19 protein-coding genes are annotated in these 20,126 nt (G+C 73.4%); 11 read left to right on the top strand and 8 right to left on the bottom strand.

Annotated features, from left to right (window positions below):
- Window positions 1-125 precede the first annotated feature (125 nt).
- A complete protein-coding gene (locus tag ACIRVF_RS11700; protein WP_402816132.1) occupies window positions 126-1,508 on the top strand; it encodes a glycine--tRNA ligase in 1,383 nt (460 codons plus the stop codon).
- 72 nt (window positions 1,509-1,580) lie between these two features.
- On the opposite strand, the gene ACIRVF_RS11695 is transcribed toward ACIRVF_RS11700, so the two are convergent.
- From ACIRVF_RS11695 to ACIRVF_RS11685, 3 genes are all read right to left on the bottom strand, one after another.
- The gene (locus tag ACIRVF_RS11695; protein ID WP_402816131.1) at window positions 1,581-2,768 is read right to left on the bottom strand and encodes a hypothetical protein; all 1,188 of its coding nucleotides are present in this window, start codon (window positions 2,766-2,768) and stop codon (window positions 1,581-1,583) included.
- Window positions 2,769-2,971: 203 nt separating this feature from the next.
- The gene (locus ACIRVF_RS11690; RefSeq protein WP_402816130.1) at window positions 2,972-3,550 is read right to left on the bottom strand and encodes an NADAR family protein; all 579 of its coding nucleotides are present in this window, start codon (window positions 3,548-3,550) and stop codon (window positions 2,972-2,974) included.
- A gap of 116 nt (window positions 3,551-3,666) precedes the next feature.
- Entirely contained in the window at window positions 3,667-3,999 is a 333-nt protein-coding gene (locus ACIRVF_RS11685) for a hypothetical protein (RefSeq protein ID WP_402816129.1), read from the bottom strand.
- Between the two features lie 179 nt (window positions 4,000-4,178).
- On the opposite strand from ACIRVF_RS11685, the gene ACIRVF_RS11680 reads away from it, so the two are divergent.
- The gene (locus ACIRVF_RS11680) at window positions 4,179-5,117 is read left to right on the top strand and encodes an alpha/beta hydrolase (protein WP_402816128.1); all 939 of its coding nucleotides are present in this window, start codon (window positions 4,179-4,181) and stop codon (window positions 5,115-5,117) included.
- 10 nt (window positions 5,118-5,127) lie between these two features.
- Window positions 5,128-5,841 (top strand): helix-turn-helix transcriptional regulator, encoded by a 714-nt coding sequence (locus ACIRVF_RS11675; protein WP_402816127.1) that lies wholly within the window; start codon window positions 5,128-5,130, stop codon window positions 5,839-5,841.
- 60 nt (window positions 5,842-5,901) lie between these two features.
- Here ACIRVF_RS11675 and ACIRVF_RS11670 read toward each other — a convergent pair whose 3' ends face one another.
- Both ACIRVF_RS11670 and ACIRVF_RS11665 read right to left on the bottom strand, forming a co-directional pair.
- A complete protein-coding gene (locus ACIRVF_RS11670; RefSeq protein WP_402816126.1) occupies window positions 5,902-6,762 on the bottom strand; it encodes a DUF3626 domain-containing protein in 861 nt (286 codons plus the stop codon).
- Window positions 6,763-6,827: 65 nt separating this feature from the next.
- Entirely contained in the window at window positions 6,828-7,061 is a 234-nt protein-coding gene (locus ACIRVF_RS11665; RefSeq protein WP_402816125.1) for a hypothetical protein, read from the bottom strand.
- 98 nt (window positions 7,062-7,159) lie between these two features.
- Between ACIRVF_RS11665 and ACIRVF_RS11660 the strand changes: the two genes are divergently transcribed.
- A complete protein-coding gene (locus ACIRVF_RS11660) occupies window positions 7,160-8,428 on the top strand; it encodes an MFS transporter (RefSeq protein ID WP_402816124.1) in 1,269 nt (422 codons plus the stop codon).
- Window positions 8,429-8,478: 50 nt separating this feature from the next.
- Window positions 8,479-9,078, top strand: coding sequence for an alpha/beta hydrolase (locus tag ACIRVF_RS11655; protein WP_402816123.1), 600 nt, complete (start codon window positions 8,479-8,481; stop codon window positions 9,076-9,078).
- Between the two features lie 137 nt (window positions 9,079-9,215).
- On the opposite strand, the gene ACIRVF_RS11650 is transcribed toward ACIRVF_RS11655, so the two are convergent.
- Window positions 9,216-10,661 carry an MFS transporter gene (locus ACIRVF_RS11650; protein WP_402816122.1) on the bottom strand — a complete coding sequence of 482 codons (1,446 nt, stop codon included), beginning with the start codon at window positions 10,659-10,661 and terminating at the stop codon, window positions 9,216-9,218.
- Between the two features lie 111 nt (window positions 10,662-10,772).
- Here ACIRVF_RS11650 and ACIRVF_RS11645 point away from each other — a divergent pair, with 111 nt between their 5' ends.
- Entirely contained in the window at window positions 10,773-11,651 is an 879-nt protein-coding gene (locus ACIRVF_RS11645; RefSeq protein ID WP_402816258.1) for a helix-turn-helix transcriptional regulator, read from the top strand.
- Window positions 11,652-11,672: 21 nt separating this feature from the next.
- On the opposite strand, the gene ACIRVF_RS11640 is transcribed toward ACIRVF_RS11645, so the two are convergent.
- Both ACIRVF_RS11640 and ACIRVF_RS11635 read right to left on the bottom strand, forming a co-directional pair.
- Window positions 11,673-12,050: a hypothetical protein gene (locus ACIRVF_RS11640; RefSeq protein ID WP_402816121.1), complete on the bottom strand. Its 378-nt coding sequence runs from the start codon at window positions 12,048-12,050 to the stop codon at window positions 11,673-11,675.
- Entirely contained in the window at window positions 12,047-12,604 is a 558-nt protein-coding gene (locus ACIRVF_RS11635; protein WP_402816120.1) for a hypothetical protein, read from the bottom strand. The genes ACIRVF_RS11640 and ACIRVF_RS11635 overlap by 4 nt, the downstream gene beginning before the upstream one ends.
- A gap of 135 nt (window positions 12,605-12,739) precedes the next feature.
- On the opposite strand from ACIRVF_RS11635, the gene ACIRVF_RS11630 reads away from it, so the two are divergent.
- The 5 genes from ACIRVF_RS11630 to ppdK all read left to right on the top strand — a co-directional run bounded on the left by ACIRVF_RS11630 (window position 12,740) and on the right by ppdK (window position 19,901).
- Complete coding sequence (locus ACIRVF_RS11630) at window positions 12,740-13,963, top strand: sensor histidine kinase (protein WP_402816119.1); 1,224 nt, start codon at window positions 12,740-12,742, stop codon at window positions 13,961-13,963.
- On the top strand, window positions 13,951-14,595 hold the full coding sequence (locus ACIRVF_RS11625) for a response regulator (protein ID WP_402816118.1): 645 nt from the start codon (window positions 13,951-13,953) through the stop codon (window positions 14,593-14,595). Before ACIRVF_RS11630 ends, ACIRVF_RS11625 begins: the two co-directional genes overlap by 13 nt.
- A gap of 2 nt (window positions 14,596-14,597) precedes the next feature.
- Window positions 14,598-15,371, top strand: coding sequence for a DUF4097 family beta strand repeat-containing protein (locus tag ACIRVF_RS11620; protein WP_402816117.1), 774 nt, complete (start codon window positions 14,598-14,600; stop codon window positions 15,369-15,371).
- A gap of 87 nt (window positions 15,372-15,458) precedes the next feature.
- The gene (dusB, locus tag ACIRVF_RS11615) at window positions 15,459-16,628 is read left to right on the top strand and encodes a tRNA dihydrouridine synthase DusB (RefSeq protein WP_402816116.1); all 1,170 of its coding nucleotides are present in this window, start codon (window positions 15,459-15,461) and stop codon (window positions 16,626-16,628) included.
- Between the two features lie 564 nt (window positions 16,629-17,192).
- Window positions 17,193-19,901 (top strand): pyruvate, phosphate dikinase, encoded by a 2,709-nt coding sequence (ppdK, locus tag ACIRVF_RS11610; protein WP_402816115.1) that lies wholly within the window; start codon window positions 17,193-17,195, stop codon window positions 19,899-19,901.
- Window positions 19,902-20,126 lie beyond the last annotated feature (225 nt).

Below are 20,126 nucleotides of genomic sequence, written 5' to 3'. Positions count from 1 at the left end.
CATGGCCGGAGGGAGCCGGACGATACCGATTTGAACCCCGTACCCGTCTGGCCGGTAACCTGAGGTATTCGGGTACGCGCAACCAGCCGTGCCCTGACCGTGCCGTACGTACTGAAGAGAGCACTGTGGCCGCCGACAAGATCGACACGATCGTCAGCCTGAGCAAGCGCCGTGGCTTCGTCTACCCCTGCAGCGAGATCTACGGCGGCACGCGTGCCGCCTGGGACTACGGACCGCTGGGTGTCGAGCTCAAGGAGAACATCAAGCGCCAGTGGTGGCGCGCGATGGTCCAGGCCCGTGAGGACGTCGTCGGACTCGACTCGTCGGTGATCCTGGCCCGCGAGGTCTGGGAGGCCTCCGGTCACGTCGCCACCTTCAACGACCCGCTGACCGAGTGCATGTCCTGCCACAAGCGCCACCGGGCCGACCACCTGGAGGAGAAGTACGAGGCCAAGCACGGCTTCCCGCCGCCGAACGGCCTCAAGGACGTCAACTGCCCCGACTGCGGCACCAAGGGCCAGTTCACCGAGCCCAAGGACTTCTCGGGCATGCTGAAGACCCACCTCGGCGTCACCGAGGAGGCCGCCGGCCTGGCGTACCTGCGCCCGGAGACCGCCCAGGGCATCTTCACCAACTTCAAGGCCGTCCAGACCACTTCGCGCAAGAAGCCGCCGTTCGGCATCGCCCAGACCGGCAAGAGCTTCCGCAACGAGATCACCCCCGGCAACTTCATCTTCCGCACCCGCGAGTTCGAGCAGATGGAGATGGAGTTCTTCGTCAAGCCGGGCGAGGACGAGCAGTGGCACGAGTACTGGCTCCAGCAGCGCTGGGACTGGTACGTCGACCTCGGCCTGCGCACCGAGAACATGCGCTTCTTCGAGCACCCGAAGGAGAAGCTCTCCCACTACGCCAAGCGCACGGTGGACATCGAGTACCGCTTCAACTTCGGCGGCAGCGAGTTCTCCGAGCTGGAGGGCATCGCCAACCGCACCGACTACGACCTGACGGTGCACAGCAACGCCTCCGGCCAGGACCTCAAGTACTTCGACCAGGAGAGCGGCGAGCGGTACTTCCCGTACGTCATCGAGCCGGCGGCCGGCCTCAACCGCGCCATGCTGGCCTTCCTGATCGACGCCTACTTCGAGGACGAGGCGCCGAACGCCAAGGGCGTCATGGAGAAGCGCGTCGGCATGCGGCTCGACCCGCGCCTGGCCCCGGTCAAGGTCGCCGTCCTGCCGCTGTCGCGCAACGCCGACCTCTCCCCGAAGGCCCGCGGCCTGGCCGCCGACCTGCGCACCGCGTGGAACGTCGAGTTCGACGACGCGGGCGCGATCGGCAAGCGCTACCGCCGCCAGGACGAGATCGGCACGCCGTTCTGCGTCACGGTCGACTTCGACACCCTTGAGGACAACGCGGTGACCGTCCGCGACCGCGACACCATGTCGCAGGAGCGCGTGTCGCTGGACCAGGTGAAGGGCTACCTGGCGGCCCGTCTGATCGGCTGCTGAGTCCGGAGCTCCGGGAGCCCCCGGCCGTCCCCTCCGTGGGGACGGGCGGGGGCTCCCTGCTTTCGCGGGGACTCAGCGCCGGCCCCAGCGGGAGCGCTGGGCGCCCGGCGGGGCGGTCGGCAGTCCGGCGCTGCGCAGGGCGGCCAAGGTGGTGCGGTGGCGCGAGCCGTCGGCGAGCAGCGCGCCCAGCAGCTGCCCGTAGAGGTCCGGGCGGCCGTCCAGCGCGGTGGCCAGGCGCACCAGTTCGACCGGCGGGCGCAGGGGGGCCAGCTCGTGCAGCAGCTGGGCGGCGAGCCCGGGCGGCAGCTCCGTGGCGAGGTCGGCGAGGTCGGCGGTCGGGCGACCGGCGGCCTGGCGCAGCAGGGTCCGGACGTCGGCGGGGCGGCCGTGCTGCTGGAGGTGGGCGGTGAGGGAGGTCAGCTCCGGAGTCGGGGCCGAGCCCCACTTCCAGAGCAGGGTGGCGCAGTCGGCGTGCTGGCCGGCCCGCTCCAGGGCGGTGAGCAGGGCCGGGACGGCGGACGCCGGGTAGGCCCAGAAGGCGTGGAACAGCTCGGCGGCCTCCTCGGCCAGGCCGAGTTCGCGCAGCTCCGTCAGTACGGCTACCGCGTGGTCGGGGGTGCCCGCGGCGGCGGTTCGGGCCAGGTGGAGCGAGGCGCCGGTCGGGCCGCGCTGGGAGAGCATCCCGACCAGCAGCGCGGCGTCGGCGGGGGCGAGTCGGGCGGCGGCCTGGCTCAGCAGCTCCTCGGCCTCGGGGAAGGCGCCGCGCCGGTGGAGGCCGGTGATCCGCTGGGTGAGGGCGCCGAGGTCGGGCCGGACGGGCGGCGGTGGCGGTGGCGGTGGCGGCGGGGTGTGGTGGGGGTGCGGCTCCGGGGGGAGCGGCGGGTGCGGCGGCTGTGGCTCTTGCGGGTGCGGGTGCGGTTGCGGGTGCGGGTGCGGTGGGTCTTGCGGCTCCGGTGGGGGTTGCGGGTGCTGCCGCTGTCTGAGCTCGGCCTCCAACTCGTGCAGTTCGTCGCTGAGTCGGAGGCAGCGTGCGCCCAGACCCTCGCGGAGGGTGCGGGCCTGGGCGAGCTGCCGGAGCAGGTCGCCGTCCGGGCGCCGGCGACCGGGGGCCGCCCGTATCGCCTCGTTCAGTCGCCGTTCGCGTTGGCTCGCGTAGCGGCTCGCGCTGAGCAACTCGTCCAGTTCTGCCCGGAGTTCGGCGGCCCGCTGCTCGCCCTCCGGCAGCCGGCCTGCGGATTCCACCGTCGACCGCATGCGCATGATCGCCCCAACCTGTCCATCTCGACCCTGACTGCGGGCCATCCTGGCGTCGGAATGTGGCGAAGGAGTTACGGCAGCGCGACCAGTCGTGCCCGAGTGGTGTCAAGGAGCGTGCAGGGGGCGGCCGTTGAGCGAAGTGCGCCGGTCGCGCGCTCCGCGGTGGGGCGGCCCCGCGGTGCGGTCCGGTGGCGCGGCGAGTGGCCTCAGCCGGCCAGCCGCGCCCGCGCCTCCATCAGGGCGAAGCCGAGCAGGTTCGACCCGCGCCACTCCAGCGGGCGTTCGGCACGGATGTCGTCCGCGGCCAGCCCGATGCCCCAGATCCGGTCCACCGGGCTGGCCTCGACCAGGACGCGGCCGCCGGTGCTCAGCAGGTACTCCCGCAGGGCCTCGTCCTGGCCGAACTTGGCGACGTTCCCCTCGACCACCAGGTCGAACCGGCCCGCCACCCAGGTCTCGTCGTCGAAGCCCCTGACCAGTCGGCCCAGCTTCTTCGCCTCGGCGGGCGTGCGGGCCTCCAGCACCCGCTGCTCGACGTCCTCGTCGCCGAACATCCGGGCCTTCCCGGCCATCATCCAGTGCTCGGCGGAGGCGTACGTCACCCCGTCGACGGTGAACCGCCCGGGCCACCACTGGCTCAGGCACTCGTGCCGCACCGCGCTGCCCTTGCGGACGGTGTGCCCCCAGAACATCACCCACTTCGGCCGCGCCCCGGTGGCCATCAGGGCCGCCAGCTCCTCGCGGTCGCGGACGTCGGCGAAGTCCCCCACATGCTGCTTGCTCATAATCGTCATTCTGACACGAAGGGTCGGGCGCCCGCCAACCCTTTGTCAGCCACGGCCGCGGCCACGGCGGCGGTGGTGACGGGTGGGCGGTGACGGATCGGCGGGTGCCCGGCCGATCAGTCCCGCTCGGCGGCCGCGACCAACTCCAGGAAGCGCAGGCCGAGTTCGGTGACCTCCTCGGCCGTCCACTCCTGTGCCGAGTCGGACAGCCGCATCTCGGTCATCGCGAGGCCCGGAGCGGCGTCGGTCCACTCCTGGCAGAACCAGACCCGCTCCTGCTCGGCGAGGGTGAGGAGGGCCGCGTTCAGGGCCTTCGCGGAGTGCGGCAGCCAGAGCTGGAACTCGTGGGTGGGCGGCACGGCCGGGTGGACGCGGGTGCCGGGGAGGGCGGCCAGCGCGGGTACCAGGGTCGCGGCGTGGGCGGCGTAGCCGGGCAGCTCCGGAAGCACGGTGTCCAGCAGCTCTTCCTGGTGAGGGGACCGAGCAGGCTGCCGGGGGCCGCGGCGAGCGGCTTGCCGTTGTAGCCGTCGGCGGTCCACTCGGCGGCGGAGTCGCAGGAGCCGCTGTGACGGAGGTCACCGGAAAAGGGTGACACCGGGTTGTCGCGGACGGTCGCCAGGATGGACCCATGACGATCACCGACGAGGACTGCCTCACCGAGACCCTGGCCTTCAACGAGCGGTTCGAGGCCGCCGCCGCACTGCGCCCGACCCGCGCCCGGACGCTGGACGCCGCCACGCTCGAACGCCTGCGGACCAACCGCCTCGGCGGCGACGCACCCCCGGTGCGGCTGCCGCAGGGCCGCGACCGGGTCCTGCCGGACGGGGTCGGGCTCCGGACCTTCGTGCCCGAGCACGTCGACGGCGCGTACCTGCACATCCACGGCGGCGGCTGGACCTTCGGCTCGGCCGGCGGGCAGGACGAGAAGCTGTGGCGCCTCGCCGCCGGGGCCCGGCTGGCCGTGGTGAGCGTGGACTACCGGCTGGCGCCCGAGCACCCCTTCCCCGCCGGACCCGATGACTGCGAGACGGCCGCCCGCTGGCTGGTGGAGCACGCCGAGGCCGAGTTCGGCACCCGGCGGCTGCTGATCGGCGGCGAGTCGGCCGGCGCCCACCTCGCCGTCCTGACCCTGCTCCGCCTGCGCGACCGGCACGGCATCACCGGCGCCTTCCGGGCCGCCCACCTCGCCTTCGGCCCGTACGACCTGTCGATGACGCCCAGCCAGCGACTCTTCGGCTCCCGGCAGCTGCTGAGCAACACCGACTCGATCCGCGGGAGTTACGAGCTCTTCACGCCCGGAATGACCCCCGAGCAGCGCCGCGGGCCGGAGGTGTCCCCGCTGTACGCGGACCTGACCGGCCTGCCGCCCGCCCGGATGGTCGTCGGCACCGAGGACCCGCTGCTGGACGACTCGCGCTTCCTCGCCCAGCGGTGGCGGGCGACCGGCGCGCCCGTCCGGCTGGACGTCGTGGCCGGCGCGATGCACGGCTTCACCCTGTTCCCGCTGACCGTCACCGAGCGCGAGCACCAGCGGGAGCGGGACTTCCTGGCCGCCGCAGGGCGGTAGCGTCGGCCGCATGGACCGCACCCCTCGGCTCTACGCACTGGTGGAGGAACTGCGCGCGGTGGCGCCCCGGTCACTGACGGTCGGCGCGCTCGCCGCGCGCTTCGAGGTGAGCACCCGCACGGTGCAGCGCGACCTCCAGGCGCTGATGGAGGCGGGCGTCCCGGTGCGCGCCACCACCGGGCGCGGCGGCGGCTGGTCGATCGACCCGGCGATGACCCTCCCGCCGATCCGCTTCACCCCCGACGAGGCCTCGGCCCTGGTTGCCGCACTGGCCGCGGCCGACGCCTCCGCCCCGTACGCCGGGGCGGCCCGTACGGCCTCGCAGAAGATCGCGGCCTCGATGACCGGCCCCGCCGCCGCGGCGGCCCAGCAACTCGCCGCCCGGATCGTCGCCCTGCCGACCCGCACCGCCGAGTCCGTCCGGACGGCCGTCGAGCGGGCCCTCGCCGAGAGCACGGTGCTGCGGCTCTCCTACCTGGACGCGGCCGGACGGGAGAGCGACCGGATGGTCGAACCGGCCGGGCTGCTGACCGCGGAGGGCAAGTGGTACCTGATCGCCTGGTGCCGCACCCGGCAGGCCGGCCGGGGCTTCCGGCTGGACCGCATCGCGGCGGCGACCCCGACCGGCGAACCGGTGCCCCCGCACGACCTGGCCGCCCTGCTGCTCGGCTCGGCCGCCGCCGGCGCGGTCCGCCCGGCGGCGCTTTCGCCGCTCGCGCCGTGAAGCCCCCTCGCGCCGTGAAGCCCCTCCCGCCGTGAAGCCCCCTCGCGCCGTGAAGCCCGCTCAGCTCGGTGCCGCGGTGCGCGCCGCGGGCGAGCCGAAGCGGGCGAGGCAGTGCCACACCTTCTTGACGGCCTGCGGGTCGTGGCGGCCCGTCTCGGCGGCGGCGCCGACGATGCGCGGATCGAGCACGCCGTCCACGGCGATCGCGGCGCCCAGGTCGACGAACTCCCGCCCGCGGTAGTCGGGATGACGGCGGAGCTCCTGCACGGTCAGCCGGAAGCCGGGGTGCCACTCCACCGGGCAGGGGAGGCGGTGGGCGGCCTCCTCGACGGCGGTGCCCCGGTAGCAGGGGTCCAGCACCAGCGCCTCGATGTCGTGGGCGAGCCGGACCGGGCCGTGGACCTGGGCCTCGATGTAGTCGTCGAGGGCGTCCTGGCGGTCGGCCAGGGCGAGTTCGACCAGCCGCATGCGGCCGGAGGTGCCGAAGTCCGTGGGCTCCAGGAAGCTGTCCGGGTAGCAGAAGGTGGTGCGCTCCAGAGCAGGGGCGGCGAGCCGGAAGTGGGCGGAGCCGAAGCGGGGCGCGGCGCCGACCGGCTTGCGGCGGTAGTTCAGCGCCCCGTAGGCGGGCCGCTCGGCGGGCAGGGCGTCGTCGTAGGCGCCGTCGAAGATCCTGCTCTCCCACCGCCACCGGTCCCCGCCGGGGTGCGCGGTCAGACCGCCGTTGCTCGTGCCGGTGGCGAACTGGGAGAGGTAGACGCCGCCCTCGGCGAGGGCGTCCAGGATCGACCTGCCGCGGGAGGAGCGGTCCGGGTGGAAGTTGAGGGTCACCCGCAGGGTCGGATCGACGGGCGGGCCCGATGACAGCGCGGCCACGTGGGCGAGGGCCCGCTGCTGCGGCGTCCGGACGGCTTGGGAGGTCATGCGGGTAGTGTCGCGCGGCGCGACCGGCCGGCGCACCGGGTTTCCGTCCGTCCCCCGGTACGCCCTCAGTGATGGTACTCGTGCAGGTCGTCGGTGTACAGGCCGTGGCCGTTGTGGACGGCCACGCTGGTGTAAGTGCTGCGCATCCGGGCGGCCTGGGCGGTCCGGTGCTGCTCGACCGACAGGCCCTCGGTCTCGCCCGCCCAGCGCCGGCGGGCCCGCTCCCGCCGCACCAGGAACAGGGTGGCGCCGGCGATGGTGGCCACCAGTGCGACCAGGAACACCAGAACGACGCCCATGGAATCCCTTCCCCATCCTCCGGGCCTGATCATTGCACGAACCGGTGCGGTGCGGTACGGGCTGCGGCGCCTCGGCGGGATGAAGTAGCTTGAGGCGCATGGCAGATGAGAGATCGGAAGCCGGCCCCGGAGCCACTCCTCCGTCCTCCCGCGGCGCCGTGGCCGCCCTGATGTTCTCCCAGGGCGTCAGCGTGGCGGGCACCCAGGTCACGGCTCTGGCCCTGCCCACGCTGGCGATCCTCCTGCTGGACGCCGGGCCGCTGGCGGCCTCGCTGGTCTTCGCCCTGGAGTACGGGATCCAGGGGCTGACCGGGCCGTTCGCCGGGGTGCTGGTCGACCGGGTCGCCTCCCGCCGACGGCTGCTGATCGCGGTGGACGTCGTCCAGCTGCTGCTGATCGCCACCGTCCCGCTGGCCCACGCCGCCGGTGCGCTCACGCTGGTCCAGCTCTACGCGGTCGCGGCCGTTTCCGGCGCGCTGGGCGGGGTGTCCGCCATCGCGGTGCCGACCACGGTGGCGGACTTCGTGCCCGAGGGCGGCCTGGTGGCGGTCAACGCCAGGCTGGCCGGGGCCCGTTCGGTCGGCCAGATAGCCGGGCCGGGGCTGGCGGCCGCCCTGGTGCAGGCGGTGGGCGCGGCCGCCGCGATGCTGGCGGACGCGGTCAGCTACGGGCTGTCCGCGCTGGCCCTGAGCCTCCTCCGGCTCCGGCGGGACGAGGAACCGGAGCGGCCGGCCGCGCGCCCCGGGATCGCCGAGTCGCTGCGGGAGGGGATCGACGTCCTGCGCGACCAGCCGCTGCTGGCCCGGCTCGCCGTCGCCGCGGCCGCCCTCAACCTCGGCGGGGCCGGGCTCGGCGGCCTCTTCGCCTACTTCGCCTACCAGGTCGTGGACCTGGGACCCGGCGAACTCGGGCTGACCCAGGCGGTCTACAGCGTCGCCGCGGTGACGGCCGTGTTCACCGCCGAGCGGGTCATCCGGCGCGTCGGCCTGACCAGGGTGATCCCGGTCTTCGGCCCGCTCGCCGCCGGCGTCCTGTTCCTGATCCCGCTGGCCTCGCTCGGGGCCGCGCTCCCGGTGCTGATCGCCTACCAGCTGGTGTTCGGCTTCTGTGCGACGGTCTGGGGCGTCAGTTGGGTGACCCTGCAGCAACAGCTGTCGCCGCCTGAGCAGTTGGGGCGGGTGCTCGGGCTCTCCCGGTCGATCGGCCAACTGGTCGTGCCGGTGGGCGCGCTGCTGGGCGGCGCACTGGCCGGCGCGGTCGGCACCACCGGGGCGCTGGCGGTCTTCGCCTCGATCGCCCTGGCCGGCACCCTCGCGGTGGTCGCCGCCCGGCCCCGGCCGGCCCTGCCCGCGGCCGGTCGGACGTGAAGTGCCAAAAGGCGTGCCTGGCAGGAAGGTTCGGCGGGTAGCCTGCGCCCATGTCCGCTCCCGCCGCCCTCGGCCTTCCCGCCCGCCTGGACGGCGACCCGGACCGGGTCGCCCTGGTCATCCCCGGCGTCGGCTACTCGCCGGCCCGCCCGCTGCTGCACTTCGCCGGAGCCGTACTCCAACGGCACGGCTGGACGGTCCAGGAGCTGTGGTGGCAACTCCCCGACCAATTCGCCGAGTTCGCGATGGGGGAGCGGATCGCCTGGGTCGAGCGGCAGGTCGCCGAGGCCGTCGACGCCGAACACGGCGCCTGCCGGCTCCTGGTCGGCAAGTCGCTCGGCAGCTTCGCCGCCGGCCTCGCTGCCGACCGGGACCTCGCCGCCGCCTGGCTGACCCCCGTCCTGACCCTCGACCACGTGACCCGGGCCCTCCGCCGCGCCTCCGCCCCGACCCTCCTGATCGGCGGCGGCGCCGACGAGCTGTGGAACCGCGCCACCGCCGACTCGACCGGCCACCAGGTGCTCGAACTCCCCGCCGCCGACCACGGCCTGGAGCTGCCCCACGACCCGATCGGCTCCGTCGACACCCTGCGCGAGGCCGTCACCCGACTCGACGAGTTCATCGCCTCGCTGGCGCCCGGCACGAGCTGATGGCAGCTATGAGGGCTCGGTGCCCGGCACCGGGCCCGGCGAGCTGATCGGACAGTCGGAGGGAAGCGGCCCCGCGACCGGAGGAACCGGTCGCGGGGCCGTTCGCCGTCGCCCGGGGGCCCGGGGGCCCGGCGGGCTCAGCCGATGGAGCGGGGCAGGCGGGTGGTCAGGTACAGGACGGTGAAGGAGCCGAGCAACTGGATGCCCAGGCACAGGGCGAGCGCGCGGCCCATGCCGAGGCTGGGGGAGAGGGAGAGGTAGAGGGTGCCGAGGGTGGCGACGCCGAGGGCGAGGCTGGACTGCTGGCTGGTGGCGAGGACACCGCTGCCGACACCGGCCCGGGCGGCGGGCACCTTGGAGAGGACGACCCGGAACAGCGGGGTGCCGATCAGGCCCTGGCCGATGCCCGCGAGGGCGACGCCGGGCGCCATCCGCAGCGGGGAGAAGTGGTCCGCGTCGGCGAGGACGGTCAGCGCGATGGTGGTGAGGCCGACGGCCTGGACGACGGCGCCGGCGCTGAGCACCCGGCTGCCCCAGCGGCCGATCAGCCGCGGGCCGGAGAGCGAGGCGGTGAAGTAGCCGACGGCCATCGGGACGAGCGCCCAGCCGGCCGCGACCACGCCCAGCCGGAGGCCCTGCTGGAGGGCAACGGCGATGACGAACATGAAGCCGCCGAAGCCCGCGAAGTAGGGGACGGCGATGCCGAGGCCGCGCCGCATCTCGGGGATCCGCAGCAGGGTGGGCGGCACCAGCGGGACGGCTCCGCGCTGTTCGGCGCGCCGCTCGACCAGGGCGAAGGCGGCGGCGAACACCGGGAACAGCGCGAGCAGCACCCAGGACCAGAGCGGCCAGCCGGCCGCCCGGCCCTCCATCAGCGGGACGAGCAGGGAGAGCAGGGTGGCGGTGAGCAGGGCGGTGCCGGGCACGTCCACCGCGGCGGCCTGGGTGGCCCGGCTCTCCGGCACGTACCGGACGGCGAGGAGGACGGCGAGCAGCGCGAACGGCACGTTCAGCAGGAAGACCGAGCGCCAGCCGGTGCCGAACAGGTCGGCGGCGACCAGCATCCCGCCGAGCACCTGCCCGATCACCACGGAGATGCCGCCGACCGCGCCGTAGACGCTGAGCGCGCGGCCGCGCCGGGCGCCGTCGGTGGCGGCGGTGATGGTGCCGAGCACCTGCGGGATCAGCAGTGCGGCCGAGGCGCCCTGGGCGGCCCGGGCGGCGACCAGGGACCAGGCGTCGGGGGCGAGTCCGCAGGCCAGCGAGGTGAGGGCGAAGGCGGCGGCGCCGACGACGAAGAGCCGGCGGCGGCCGAAGATGTCGCCGAGCCGCCCGCCGAGGACCAGCAGGACGGCGAAGGCGATGCCGTAACCGGCGGCGACGAGTTCCAGGACGGCGGGTCCGGCGGCCAGGTCCTTGTCGATGGTGGGCAGGGCGACGTTGACGATGAAGAAGTCGAGCATCGGCAGGAACGCGCCGAGCAGGACGGTGACCAGTCCGGCGGTGCCGAGGGTGGGGGTGTGGGGAGCGGCTGCGGGGGCGGTCCGGGTCGGGGCCGGGGCGACGGCGAGTTGTTGAGTCACGGGTCATACGATCCGCCGCTTCGTACCCTGGTACCAGAGTGTGGTTATCCAGGTATAAGAAGTACCTGGCAACAGGCTGCGGCGTGCCGCATGCTGGGGAGCATGAGCCTGATGACCCCGGCCGCGCAAGCCCGTCCCGCTTTCGCCGGACCGCACCGCAACACCCCGGACGAGGCCCGCCGGCACGACCTGGCGGCGTTCCTGCGCAGCCGCCGCGAGCGCATCGCGCCCGAGCAGGTGGGCCTGCCGATGACCGGCCGCCGCCGCACCCCGGGGCTGCGCCGGGAGGAGGTGGCGCAGCTGGCCGCCGTCGGGGTGACCTGGTACACGTGGCTGGAGCAGGGGCGGGACATCCAGGTGTCCGCCCAGGTGCTGGACGCGGTGGCCCGGGCGCTGCTGCTGGATCCGAGCGAGCGCGCGCACCTGTTCACCCTGGCCGGCGCGGAGGACCCCGCGCCGGTGACGGAGTGCCCCTCGGTGACCCCGAGCGTGCGCCTGGTGCTGGAGCAGCTGGCGCCGTACCCGGCCGCGGTGGTCAACTCCCGCTACGACATCCTGGCGCACAACGTGCCGTACACCGCCGTGGTCGGCAACCTCCGTGAACTGCCGCCGGAGGAGCGGAACCTGATGTGGCTGGCGTTCACCGAGTCGCGCTTCCGCGAGGTGCTGATCGACTACCGGACGGAACGCCTCGGCATGGTGGCCCGGTTCCGCGCCGCGATGGCCGACCACTCCGCGGAACCGGCCTGGAAGGCGCTGCTGGCCCGGCTGCGCAAGGCCTCGCCGGACTTCGAGGAGGAGTGGCAGCGGCACGAGGTGATGCGGCCGGGCAACGGGATCAAGCGCTTCCAGGTGCCGGGCGTGGGCCTGCTGCGCTGCGAGTACACCAACTTCTGGCTCGGCCCCCGGCTCGGCACGCGCCTGATCAGCTACACCCCGCTGGACGAGGAGACCCGCGTCCTGATGGACAAGCTCCCGGCTCAGCGTTAGCCGTGCCGGGCGGTCGCGCCGTCAGCCGCGTATCGCCTCGCGCCCGAGCAGCACGCACACCGCCGCCAGCGGCAGTTCGACGCAGCAGGCCATCAGCAGCGCGGCGAGCACCGCGTGCCCCGGCCCGGCGCAGGCGATGTCGACCAGCGCGTCCCCGGCCAGCAGCAGTGCCGCCGCCCCGCCCAGCCAGGGGGCGGCGGCACTGCGCCGGCGCAGCAACGAGTCCAGCGACAGCAGGGCGGCGAACTCCGCGAGGTCCAGCACCACCCAGGGCGTCTCGTGGTTGACGGCCAGGACCATCAGCCAGGGCAGCAGTCCGAAGGCCGCCAGCCGGGGCAGCTGCCGGAACCGCTCCGGCAGCGCGAGCGCCGGAGCGCCGGAGACGACGGCCGTGGTCATGCCGCACCCCCGACCGCGGCCGCCCGCCGCGCCCGAACCCGCGGCACCCGCACCCGTCGCAGCGCCAGCCGCTCGGCGCCGCCGCCCGCCGGGTGCTCGACCAGCACCGTGTCGTACGGGCCCTCGGCCCAGGCCAGCCAGAACACCCCGGCCACCGTGACCACTTCGCCCGCCGCCGCCCGGACCTTGCGGAACGGCCACCACCCGCCGGTGAACAGCACCGAGGGCTCCGCGCCGTCGGCGGGCAGCCGCCCCCAGGCGAGCACGTGCGAGTCGCGCCCGGCGGACGGGCTGCGCCGAGCGCCGCGCAGCAGCTGCGGCGCGAGTCGGGCGGCGACCAGGACGTCGGCCAGTTCGCCGTGCTGGTACAGCTCCAGCGCGGCCCGCCCGTGACCGGAGCCGACGCTGCGGACCGACCAGGGCCCGGCCCCGGTGGGCAGCGTCCCCTCCGGCCCCGGCGCCGGGCGGAGCGCGCCCCCGGGAACACCCCCGTGGCTCCCGGGGACGGGCCGCCCGTGCGGCGGAGTGGCGGAGTGCGATGCGGTGCTCGTCATGCCCCCCAGCTTTCCGCCGGGAGGGGCCCGTTGTCGGTGGTGCTCCACACCGAATCGGGGGTGTATCCAGCTACACCCCCGCCGGGTACCCCCCTTCATGGTGGACGTTGATCACCGGGCCCTACGCTGTCCGGCATGCCCTCCACCACGTTGCGCCGAGCGCTCGTCAGGAGCCTCCGGCGGCCACCGTGGTCGGCCGCGGCCTGGCGGGACACCCGGTTCACGGCCGCCGGAATACCCATGGCCGTGCCGGTCTGGCTGGCCGTCACCGAATCCAAGCTGCTGTTCCCGGTCCTCGCGGCGGTGCTGGTCTGCACCCGCCCGCTGACCGCCGCCCAGCGCGGCCGGCTGCACTCCCTGTACGGGGTGGAGGTGCCGCCGCCGCGACCCGGGGAGTCCCCGGGCCGGCTGCTGGACCGGCTGCGGCTGGTCCTGACCTGGCGGCAGGCCGTCTACCACCTGGCGGTCGGCCCGCTGCTGGCGCTCGGCGCGCTGGTGACGGTGTACGCCTGGGGCGCGGCCCTGGTGCTGACCACGGTGTTCGGCTGGACCTGGCTGATGCCGCCCGCCGACGGGCTGCGCGGGGAGTGGCCCGTGCTGCTCGGTCTCACCGTCGCCGGCCTGGGGCTGGCGGTCGCGGCCCCCTGGCTGGCGGGGCTGTCGGCCTGGCTGGAGGTGTGGGCGGCGCGGCGGTTGCTCGGCCCCAACCGGGCGGAGCAGCTGGAGCAGCGGGTCGAGGAGATCGCGGAGAGCCGGGCCGGCCTGGTCGACGCGGTGGACGCCGAGCGCCGCCGGATCGAGCGCGACCTGCACGACGGCGCCCAGCAGCGCCTGACCTCCCTCGCGATGAACCTGGGCCTGGCCCGGCGCACCCTCAAGGACGTCCCGCCGGAGGTGATGCAGGTGATCGTGGAGGCGCACGAGGAGGCCCAGGCGGCCATCGACGAGCTGCGCGACCTGGTCCGCGGCCTGCACCCGGCCGTCCTGGAGGACCGCGGCCTGGACGCGGCGCTGTCCGGGATCGCCGCCCGTGCCCCGCTGCCGGTGCGCCTGGACGTCGAGCTGTCCGGGCAGATCGCCCCGACGGTCGAGGCGGTCGCCTACTTCACCGTCTCCGAGGCGCTCACCAACGTGGCCAAGCACGCCCGGGCCAAGCAGGTCGACGTGTCGGTGCGCACCACCGGCGACCGGCTGCGCCTGATCATCAGCGACGACGGCGTGGGCGGCGCGGACCCCTCGCGCGGCACCGGGCTCACCGGTCTGCGCAAGCGCGCGGCCTCGGTCGACGGCACGCTGTCCGTTCTCAGCCCCCTCGGGGGTCCCACCACCATCACCGTGGAGTTGCCGTGCGTGCTGTGATCGCCGAGGACTCGGTCCTGCTGAGGGTCGGCCTGGTCAAGGTCCTGGAGGCGGTGGGGTACGAGGTGGTGGCCGCCGTCGGGGACGCCGAGGAACTGCTGACCGCCGTCGAGGAGCACCGCCCGGGGGTGGTGGTCGCGGACGTCCGGATGCCTCCGGGCTTCTCGGACGAGGGCGTCAAGGCGGCGATGGTGATCCGCCGGCAGTGGCCGGAGGTCGCGGTGCTGCTGCTCTCCCAGTTCGTGGAGGAGCGCTACGCCGCGGACCTGCTGGCGACCAACACCAGCGGCGTCGGCTACCTGCTCAAGCAGCGGGTGGCCAACGTGGACGACTTCGTGGACGCGCTGCAGCGGGTCGCCGAGGGCGGCACCGCGCTGGACCCGGAGGTGGTGGCCCAGCTGCTGGTGCGCCGCCACCGGGATCCGCTGGAGAAGCTGACCCCGCGCGAGCGGGACGTGCTGGCGCTGATGGCGGAGGGCCGTTCCAACGCGGCCATCGCGGCGGCGCTGGTGGTCAGCGACAGCGCGGTGGCCAAGCACATCAACTCGATCTTCACCAAGCTGGACCTCCCGCCGGCCGACGACAGCCACCGCCGGGTGATGGCCGTGCTGCGGTTCCTGGAGGTCGGGTAGCCGTGGACGGCGCGAAGGCCTGGCGGGTCACCGGGACGCTCGCGGTCGTCCTGGTGATGCTCGCCGCGGGGCTGCAGACCTGGTCGCTGGTGGTGCACCAGCAGACCACCTCGACCAAGCCCTACGACGTGGTGATCCACCAGCTCAGGCTGGAGACCGGCAGCGCCGCGGTGCGGGTGCACGCGGGCCGGGAGGGCCACGTGGTGGTCACGCAGCGGCTGGACTGGACGGTCCGCAAGCCGGTGGTGTCGAGCACCGTCGTCGGCGACGTGCTCACCGTCGGGATGCGCTGCCGGCAGGTGCTGCCGTTCTCCGACTTCGGCTGCGGCGCCGAGATCGAGCTGGAGGTGCCCGCCGCGACCGAGGTGACCGGGTCGGTGGGCTCGGGCGCGGTGTCGGTGGAGGGCCTGAGCGGGAGCGTGCGGATGGAGCTGACCTCCGGGCAACTGTCGCTGGTGGACACCTCGGGCGAGGTGTGGGCGCGGAGCACCTCCGGTGAGCTGCTGGGCACCGCCCTGCGGGCCCAGCGGGTGACCGCGGCGACCGGCTCGGGCTCGGTGGAGCTGCACTTCGCCAAGGCCCCGCACGCGGTGGACGCCCGGGCGACCTCCGGCTCGGTGACCGTGAGCGTGCCGAGGAACAGCCGCTACGCCTTCTCCAGCGAGGTCGGCAGCGGCAGCGGCCAGATCGACCCGGCGCTGGCGGACGCGACGAGCCCGGACACCATCCACGCCGAGGTCACCTCGGGCTCGCTCGCGGTCAATCCGGCTCCGTAGCGGGCCGCCCCGCGGCCGGGGCGGCGGCCGCTCACCCGGGTGGGGGACAATGGGGAGTCCCGTCCCCCTACCCGAGGTCAGCCGCGCATGACAGCCACGCCCGCACCCACCGCGCCCGAGACCGAGTTCGCGCCGCTGGACATCGGCCCGATCCGGGTCTGGCCGCCCGTCGTGCTGGCGCCGATGGCCGGCATCACCAACGCCCCGTTCCGCACCCTGTGCCGGGAGCAGAGCGGCGGCAAGGGGCTGTACGTCTCGGAGATGATCACCACCCGGGCGCTGGTCGAGCGCAACGCCAAGACCATGCAGCTGATCAAGTTCGACCCGAGCGAGAAGCCGCGTTCGATCCAGCTGTACGGGGTGGACCCGGCGACCGTCGGCAAGGCGGCCCGGATGATCGCGGACGAGGGCCTGGCCGACCACATCGACCTCAACTTCGGCTGCCCCGTCCCCAAGGTGACCCGCAAGGGTGGCGGCTCGGCGCTGCCGTACAAGCGCAACCTGCTGCGCGAGATCCTGCGCGAGGCCGTCGCCAACGCCGGAGGTCTGCCGGTGACCATGAAGATGCGCAAGGGCATCGACGACGACCACCTCACCTATCTGGACGCCGGCCGGATCGGCGCCGAGGAGGGCGTGGCGGCGATCGCCCTGCACGGCCGCACCGCCGCCCAGCACTACGGGGGGACGGCCGACTGGTCGGCGATCGCCCGGCTGCGCGAGGCCGTCCCGGCGCACGTGCCGGTACTGGGCAACGGGGACATCTGGTCGGCCGACGACGCGCTGCGGATGATGCGCGGGACCGGCTGCGACGGCGTCGTGGTGGGCCGCGGCTGCCTGGGCCGGCCCTGGCTGTTCAAGGACCTGGTGTCGATCTTCGAGGGCGACGTCGACTACGCCCGTCCCGACTTCGGCTACGTGGCCCGGGCGATGGTGCGCCACGCCCAGCTGCTCGGCGAGTGGCTGGGGGACGAGACGCGCGGCGTCATCGACTTCCGCAAGCACGTCGCCTGGTACACCAAGGGCTTCTCGGTCGGCTCCGAGCTGCGGGTGAAGCTCGCGAACTCCTCCTCGCTGGCCGAACTGGCCGAAACCCTCGACCAGGTGGAGCAGACCCAGACCTGGCCGGTCGGCGCGGACGGCCCGCGCGGCCGCACCAGCGGCAACGGCAGGGTCGTCCTGCCCGAGGGCTGGCTGGACGATCCGTACGACTGCGCCCGCCCGGGCGAGGACGCCGAATCGGACACCTCTGGCGGATGATCTAGCCGAAGCGGCAAAATCGGCCCTTCGGGGCCACTGGCCATCCGGTCGCAGCCCTCTTGTCCATCCTGGACAAGAGGGCTCCTTTTCGTCCCATCGGCGTCACTCGGTGAGCACGGTTCTGGACACAGTGCGACGATTGGCGCAGGCGTCCTACGTCCGGGCCGCGAGGCGGACTGGTGACGCTTGCCACACGCGGACTGGGCTGACGTCGGGTCAGTGGACGAAATGGACAGGTCGACGGTGGATCGCTTCCCGAAGCCGGTTCGACGCGGATCGGCCGATCCGGTTGCAGGAAATCAAGCCGGGGCAACGCGAGCGACCCACGGCCGCTACCCAGCGTCCGGATCGGGCGATCTTCCCGTTTCCTTGTCTTCAAGTCTTGAACGCCGCCTCGCGTCAGGGGGACGATTTCACCAACAGAGGTGAACGCCTTTATGCGCATTCGATCTAGCGGGTTACCCCTCGGTACCGGCCTCGTGTGGCCTATTCAGGGCAGAGAAGTGCCTTCGAAATGGGTATGTTCTCCGGCGTCAGGGCAACCGCGTACGAGGAGACCGACCCGTGCCGTCCCAGCAGAAGTTTGTTTACTCCTTCACCGAAGGAAACAAGGACCTCAAGGATCTTCTTGGCGGCAAGGGCGCGAACCTGGCCGAGATGACCAACCTGGGGCTCCCCGTCCCTCCCGGGTTCACCATCACCACCGAGGCCTGCAAGGTCTTCCTGGAGACCGGTAGCGAGCCCACCTCGCTGCACGAGGAGATCAGCGCCCACCTGGACGCCCTCGAACAGGAGATGGGCAAGAAGCTCGGCCAGGCCGACAACCCGCTCCTGGTCTCCGTCCGTTCCGGTGCGAAGTTCTCCATGCCCGGCATGATGGACACCGTCCTCAACATCGGCCTCTCCGACGCCTCGGTGGTCGGCCTCGCCGCCCAGTCCGGCAACGAGCGCTTCGCCTGGGACTCCTACCGCCGCCTGGTCCAGATGTTCGGCAAGACCGTGCTGGGCGTCGACGGCGAGCTGTTCGAGGAGGCCCTGGACGAGGCCAAGCACGCCAAGGGCACCGCCAACGACCTGGACCTGGACGCTTCCGACCTCCGGGAACTGGTCGAGGTGTTCAAGGGCATCGTCGAGCGCGAGACCGGCCGGGCCTTCCCGCAGGACCCGCGCGAGCAGATGGACCTCGCCATCCACGCCGTCTTCCACTCCTGGAACGGCGACCGCGCCCGGCTGTACCGCCGCCAGGAGCGCATCCCGAACGACCTGGGCACCGCGGTCAACGTCTGCACCATGGTCTTCGGCAACCTCGGCGAGGACTCCGGCACCGGCGTCGCCTTCACCCGCGACCCCTCCACCGGCACCCAGGGCGTCTACGGCGACTACCTGTCCAACGCCCAGGGCGAGGACGTCGTCGCCGGCATTCGCAACACGCTGCAGCTGTCCGAGCTGGAGAAGCTCGACAAGAAGTCGTACGACGAGCTGATGGCGATCATGCAGACGCTGGAGAACCACTACCGCGACCTCTGCGACATCGAGTTCACCATCGAGCGCGGCAAGCTCTGGATGCTGCAGACCCGCGTCGGCAAGCGCACCGCCGCGGCCGCCTTCCGGATCGCCGTCCAGCTGGTCGACCAGGGCCTGATCGACCTGGACGAGGCCCTGATGCGCGTCACCGGCGGCCAGCTGGCCCAGCTGATGTTCCCGCGCTTCGCCCCGACCGCCGAGTCCAAGCAGATCGGCTGGGGCCTGGCCGCCTCGCCCGGCGCCGCGATCGGCAAGGTCGTCTTCGACTCCTACACCGCCGTCAAGTGGTCCCGCTCCGGTGAGAAGGTCATCCTGGTCCGCCGCGAGACCAACCCGGACGACCTGGACGGCATGATCGCCGCCGAGGGCATCCTCACCTCGCGCGGCGGCAAGACCTCGCACGCCGCCGTCGTCGCCCGCGGCATGGGCAAGACCTGTGTCTGCGGCGCCGAGGAGCTGGAGGTCGACACCAAGGGCCGCAAGTTCACCACCGCCGACGGCCTGGTGGTCCACGAGGGCGACGTCGTCTCGATCGACGGCGCCACCGGCAAGGTCTACCTCGGCGAGGTACCCGTGCTGCCGTCCCCCGTGGTCGAGTACTTCGAGGGCACCCTGCACGCCGGCGCCGACGTCCAGGGCGGACTGGTCCAGGCCGTCCACCGGCTGATGTCGCACGCCGACGGCCGCCGCCGCCTCGCGGTGCGCGCCAACGCCGACAACGCCGAGGACGGCTCGCGCGCCCGCCGCTACGGCGCCCAGGGCATCGGCCTGTGCCGCACCGAGCACATGTTCCTCGGTGAGGAGCGCCGCAAGGAGGTCGAGCACCTGATCCTGGCGGACAACGACAAGGACCGCGAGCTCGCCCTCTCCACCCTGCTGCCGCTGCAGAAGGGCGACTTCCTGGAGCTCTTCCAGGCGATGGACGGCCTGCCCGTCACGGTCCGCCTGCTCGACCCGCCGCTGCACGAGTTCCTGCCCGACATCACCGAGCTGTCGGTGCGCGTCGCCCTCGCCGAGGCCCGCAAGGACCCGAACGAGAACGACCTGCGCCTGCTCCAGGCGGTGCACAAGCTGCACGAGCAGAACCCGATGCTGGGCCTGCGCGGCGTGCGCCTCGGCCTGGTCATCCCCGGCCTGTTCGGCATGCAGGTCCGGGCCATCGCCGAGGCCGCCGCCGAGCGCAAGCTGGCCGGCGGGGACCCGCGCCCCGAGGTGATGATCCCGCTGGTCGGCACCGTCCAGGAGCTGGAGCTGGTCCGCGACGAGTGCGAGCGGGTGCTCGCCGAGGTCGCCCAGTCCACCGGCGTCAAGCTGGACATCAAGCTCGGCACCATGATCGAGCTGCCGCGCGCCGCGGTGACCGCCGGTCAGATCGCCGAGGCCGCCGAGTTCTTCTCCTTCGGCACCAACGACCTGACCCAGACGGTCTGGGGCTTCTCCCGGGACGACGTGGAGGCCTCGTTCTTCACCGCCTACCTGGAGAAGGGCATCTTCGGGGTCTCCCCGTTCGAGACCATCGACCGCGACGGCGTCGGCTCGCTCGTCAGGCACGCCGTCGAGGCCGGCCGGGCCACCCGTCCGGACCTCAAGCTCGGCGTCTGCGGCGAGCACGGCGGCGACCCGGACTCGGTCCACTTCTTCCACGAGGTGGGGCTGGACTACGTCTCCTGCTCCCCCTTCCGCATCCCGGTGGCGCGCCTGGAGGCAGGCCGCGCCGCCATCGAGTCGGCGGGCAGCGACTCGCGCTGAGAGGGTAGGCATCCCCTACTCACGCGCGGGTACGACTGACCGCTTCCCCTCCCGTCGGGAGGGCGTACACCGGAGCTCGGCGCAGGAGAACCGGCGTACGTGACACGGCCGGGGGGGGGCGGGGCCCGGCGCGCCGTCCGCCCCCGCCGGACCGCGGGGGGGGGGCCGGGCAGGGGGGTGCCGGGGCGCCGGCGGGCCGGGGGGGGCGGAGCTGCGCCCCCCGCC

The sequence above is a fragment of the Kitasatospora sp. NPDC101157 genome (assembly GCF_044768255.1).
GTDB lineage: Bacteria > Actinomycetota > Actinomycetes > Streptomycetales > Streptomycetaceae > Kitasatospora.
Note: the sequence above shows the minus strand (reverse complement) of the source record. Positions and strands in the feature narration are given on the sequence as shown.

Excerpts from the sequence above, each read along its gene's own strand:
- ACIRVF_RS11695 (WP_402816131.1), bottom strand. The coding sequence starts at position 2,768 with ATGCGCATGCGGTCGACGGTGGAATCCGCAGGCCGGCTGCCGGAGGGC.
- ACIRVF_RS11690 (WP_402816130.1), bottom strand. The coding sequence starts at position 3,550 with ATGAGCAAGCAGCATGTGGGGGACTTCGCCGACGTCCGCGACCGCGAG.
- ACIRVF_RS11680 (WP_402816128.1), top strand. The coding sequence starts at position 4,179 with ATGACGATCACCGACGAGGACTGCCTCACCGAGACCCTGGCCTTCAAC.
- ACIRVF_RS11675 (WP_402816127.1), top strand. The coding sequence starts at position 5,128 with ATGGACCGCACCCCTCGGCTCTACGCACTGGTGGAGGAACTGCGCGCG.
- ACIRVF_RS11670 (WP_402816126.1), bottom strand. The coding sequence starts at position 6,762 with ATGACCTCCCAAGCCGTCCGGACGCCGCAGCAGCGGGCCCTCGCCCAC.
- ACIRVF_RS11665 (WP_402816125.1), bottom strand. The coding sequence starts at position 7,061 with ATGGGCGTCGTTCTGGTGTTCCTGGTCGCACTGGTGGCCACCATCGCC.
- ACIRVF_RS11660 (WP_402816124.1), top strand. The coding sequence starts at position 7,160 with ATGGCAGATGAGAGATCGGAAGCCGGCCCCGGAGCCACTCCTCCGTCC.
- ACIRVF_RS11655 (WP_402816123.1), top strand. The coding sequence starts at position 8,479 with ATGTCCGCTCCCGCCGCCCTCGGCCTTCCCGCCCGCCTGGACGGCGAC.
- ACIRVF_RS11645 (WP_402816258.1), top strand. The coding sequence starts at position 10,773 with ATGACCCCGGCCGCGCAAGCCCGTCCCGCTTTCGCCGGACCGCACCGC.
- ACIRVF_RS11640 (WP_402816121.1), bottom strand. The coding sequence starts at position 12,050 with ATGACCACGGCCGTCGTCTCCGGCGCTCCGGCGCTCGCGCTGCCGGAG.
- ACIRVF_RS11635 (WP_402816120.1), bottom strand. The coding sequence starts at position 12,604 with ATGACGAGCACCGCATCGCACTCCGCCACTCCGCCGCACGGGCGGCCC.
- ACIRVF_RS11630 (WP_402816119.1), top strand. The coding sequence starts at position 12,740 with ATGCCCTCCACCACGTTGCGCCGAGCGCTCGTCAGGAGCCTCCGGCGG.
- dusB (WP_402816116.1), top strand. The coding sequence starts at position 15,459 with ATGACAGCCACGCCCGCACCCACCGCGCCCGAGACCGAGTTCGCGCCG.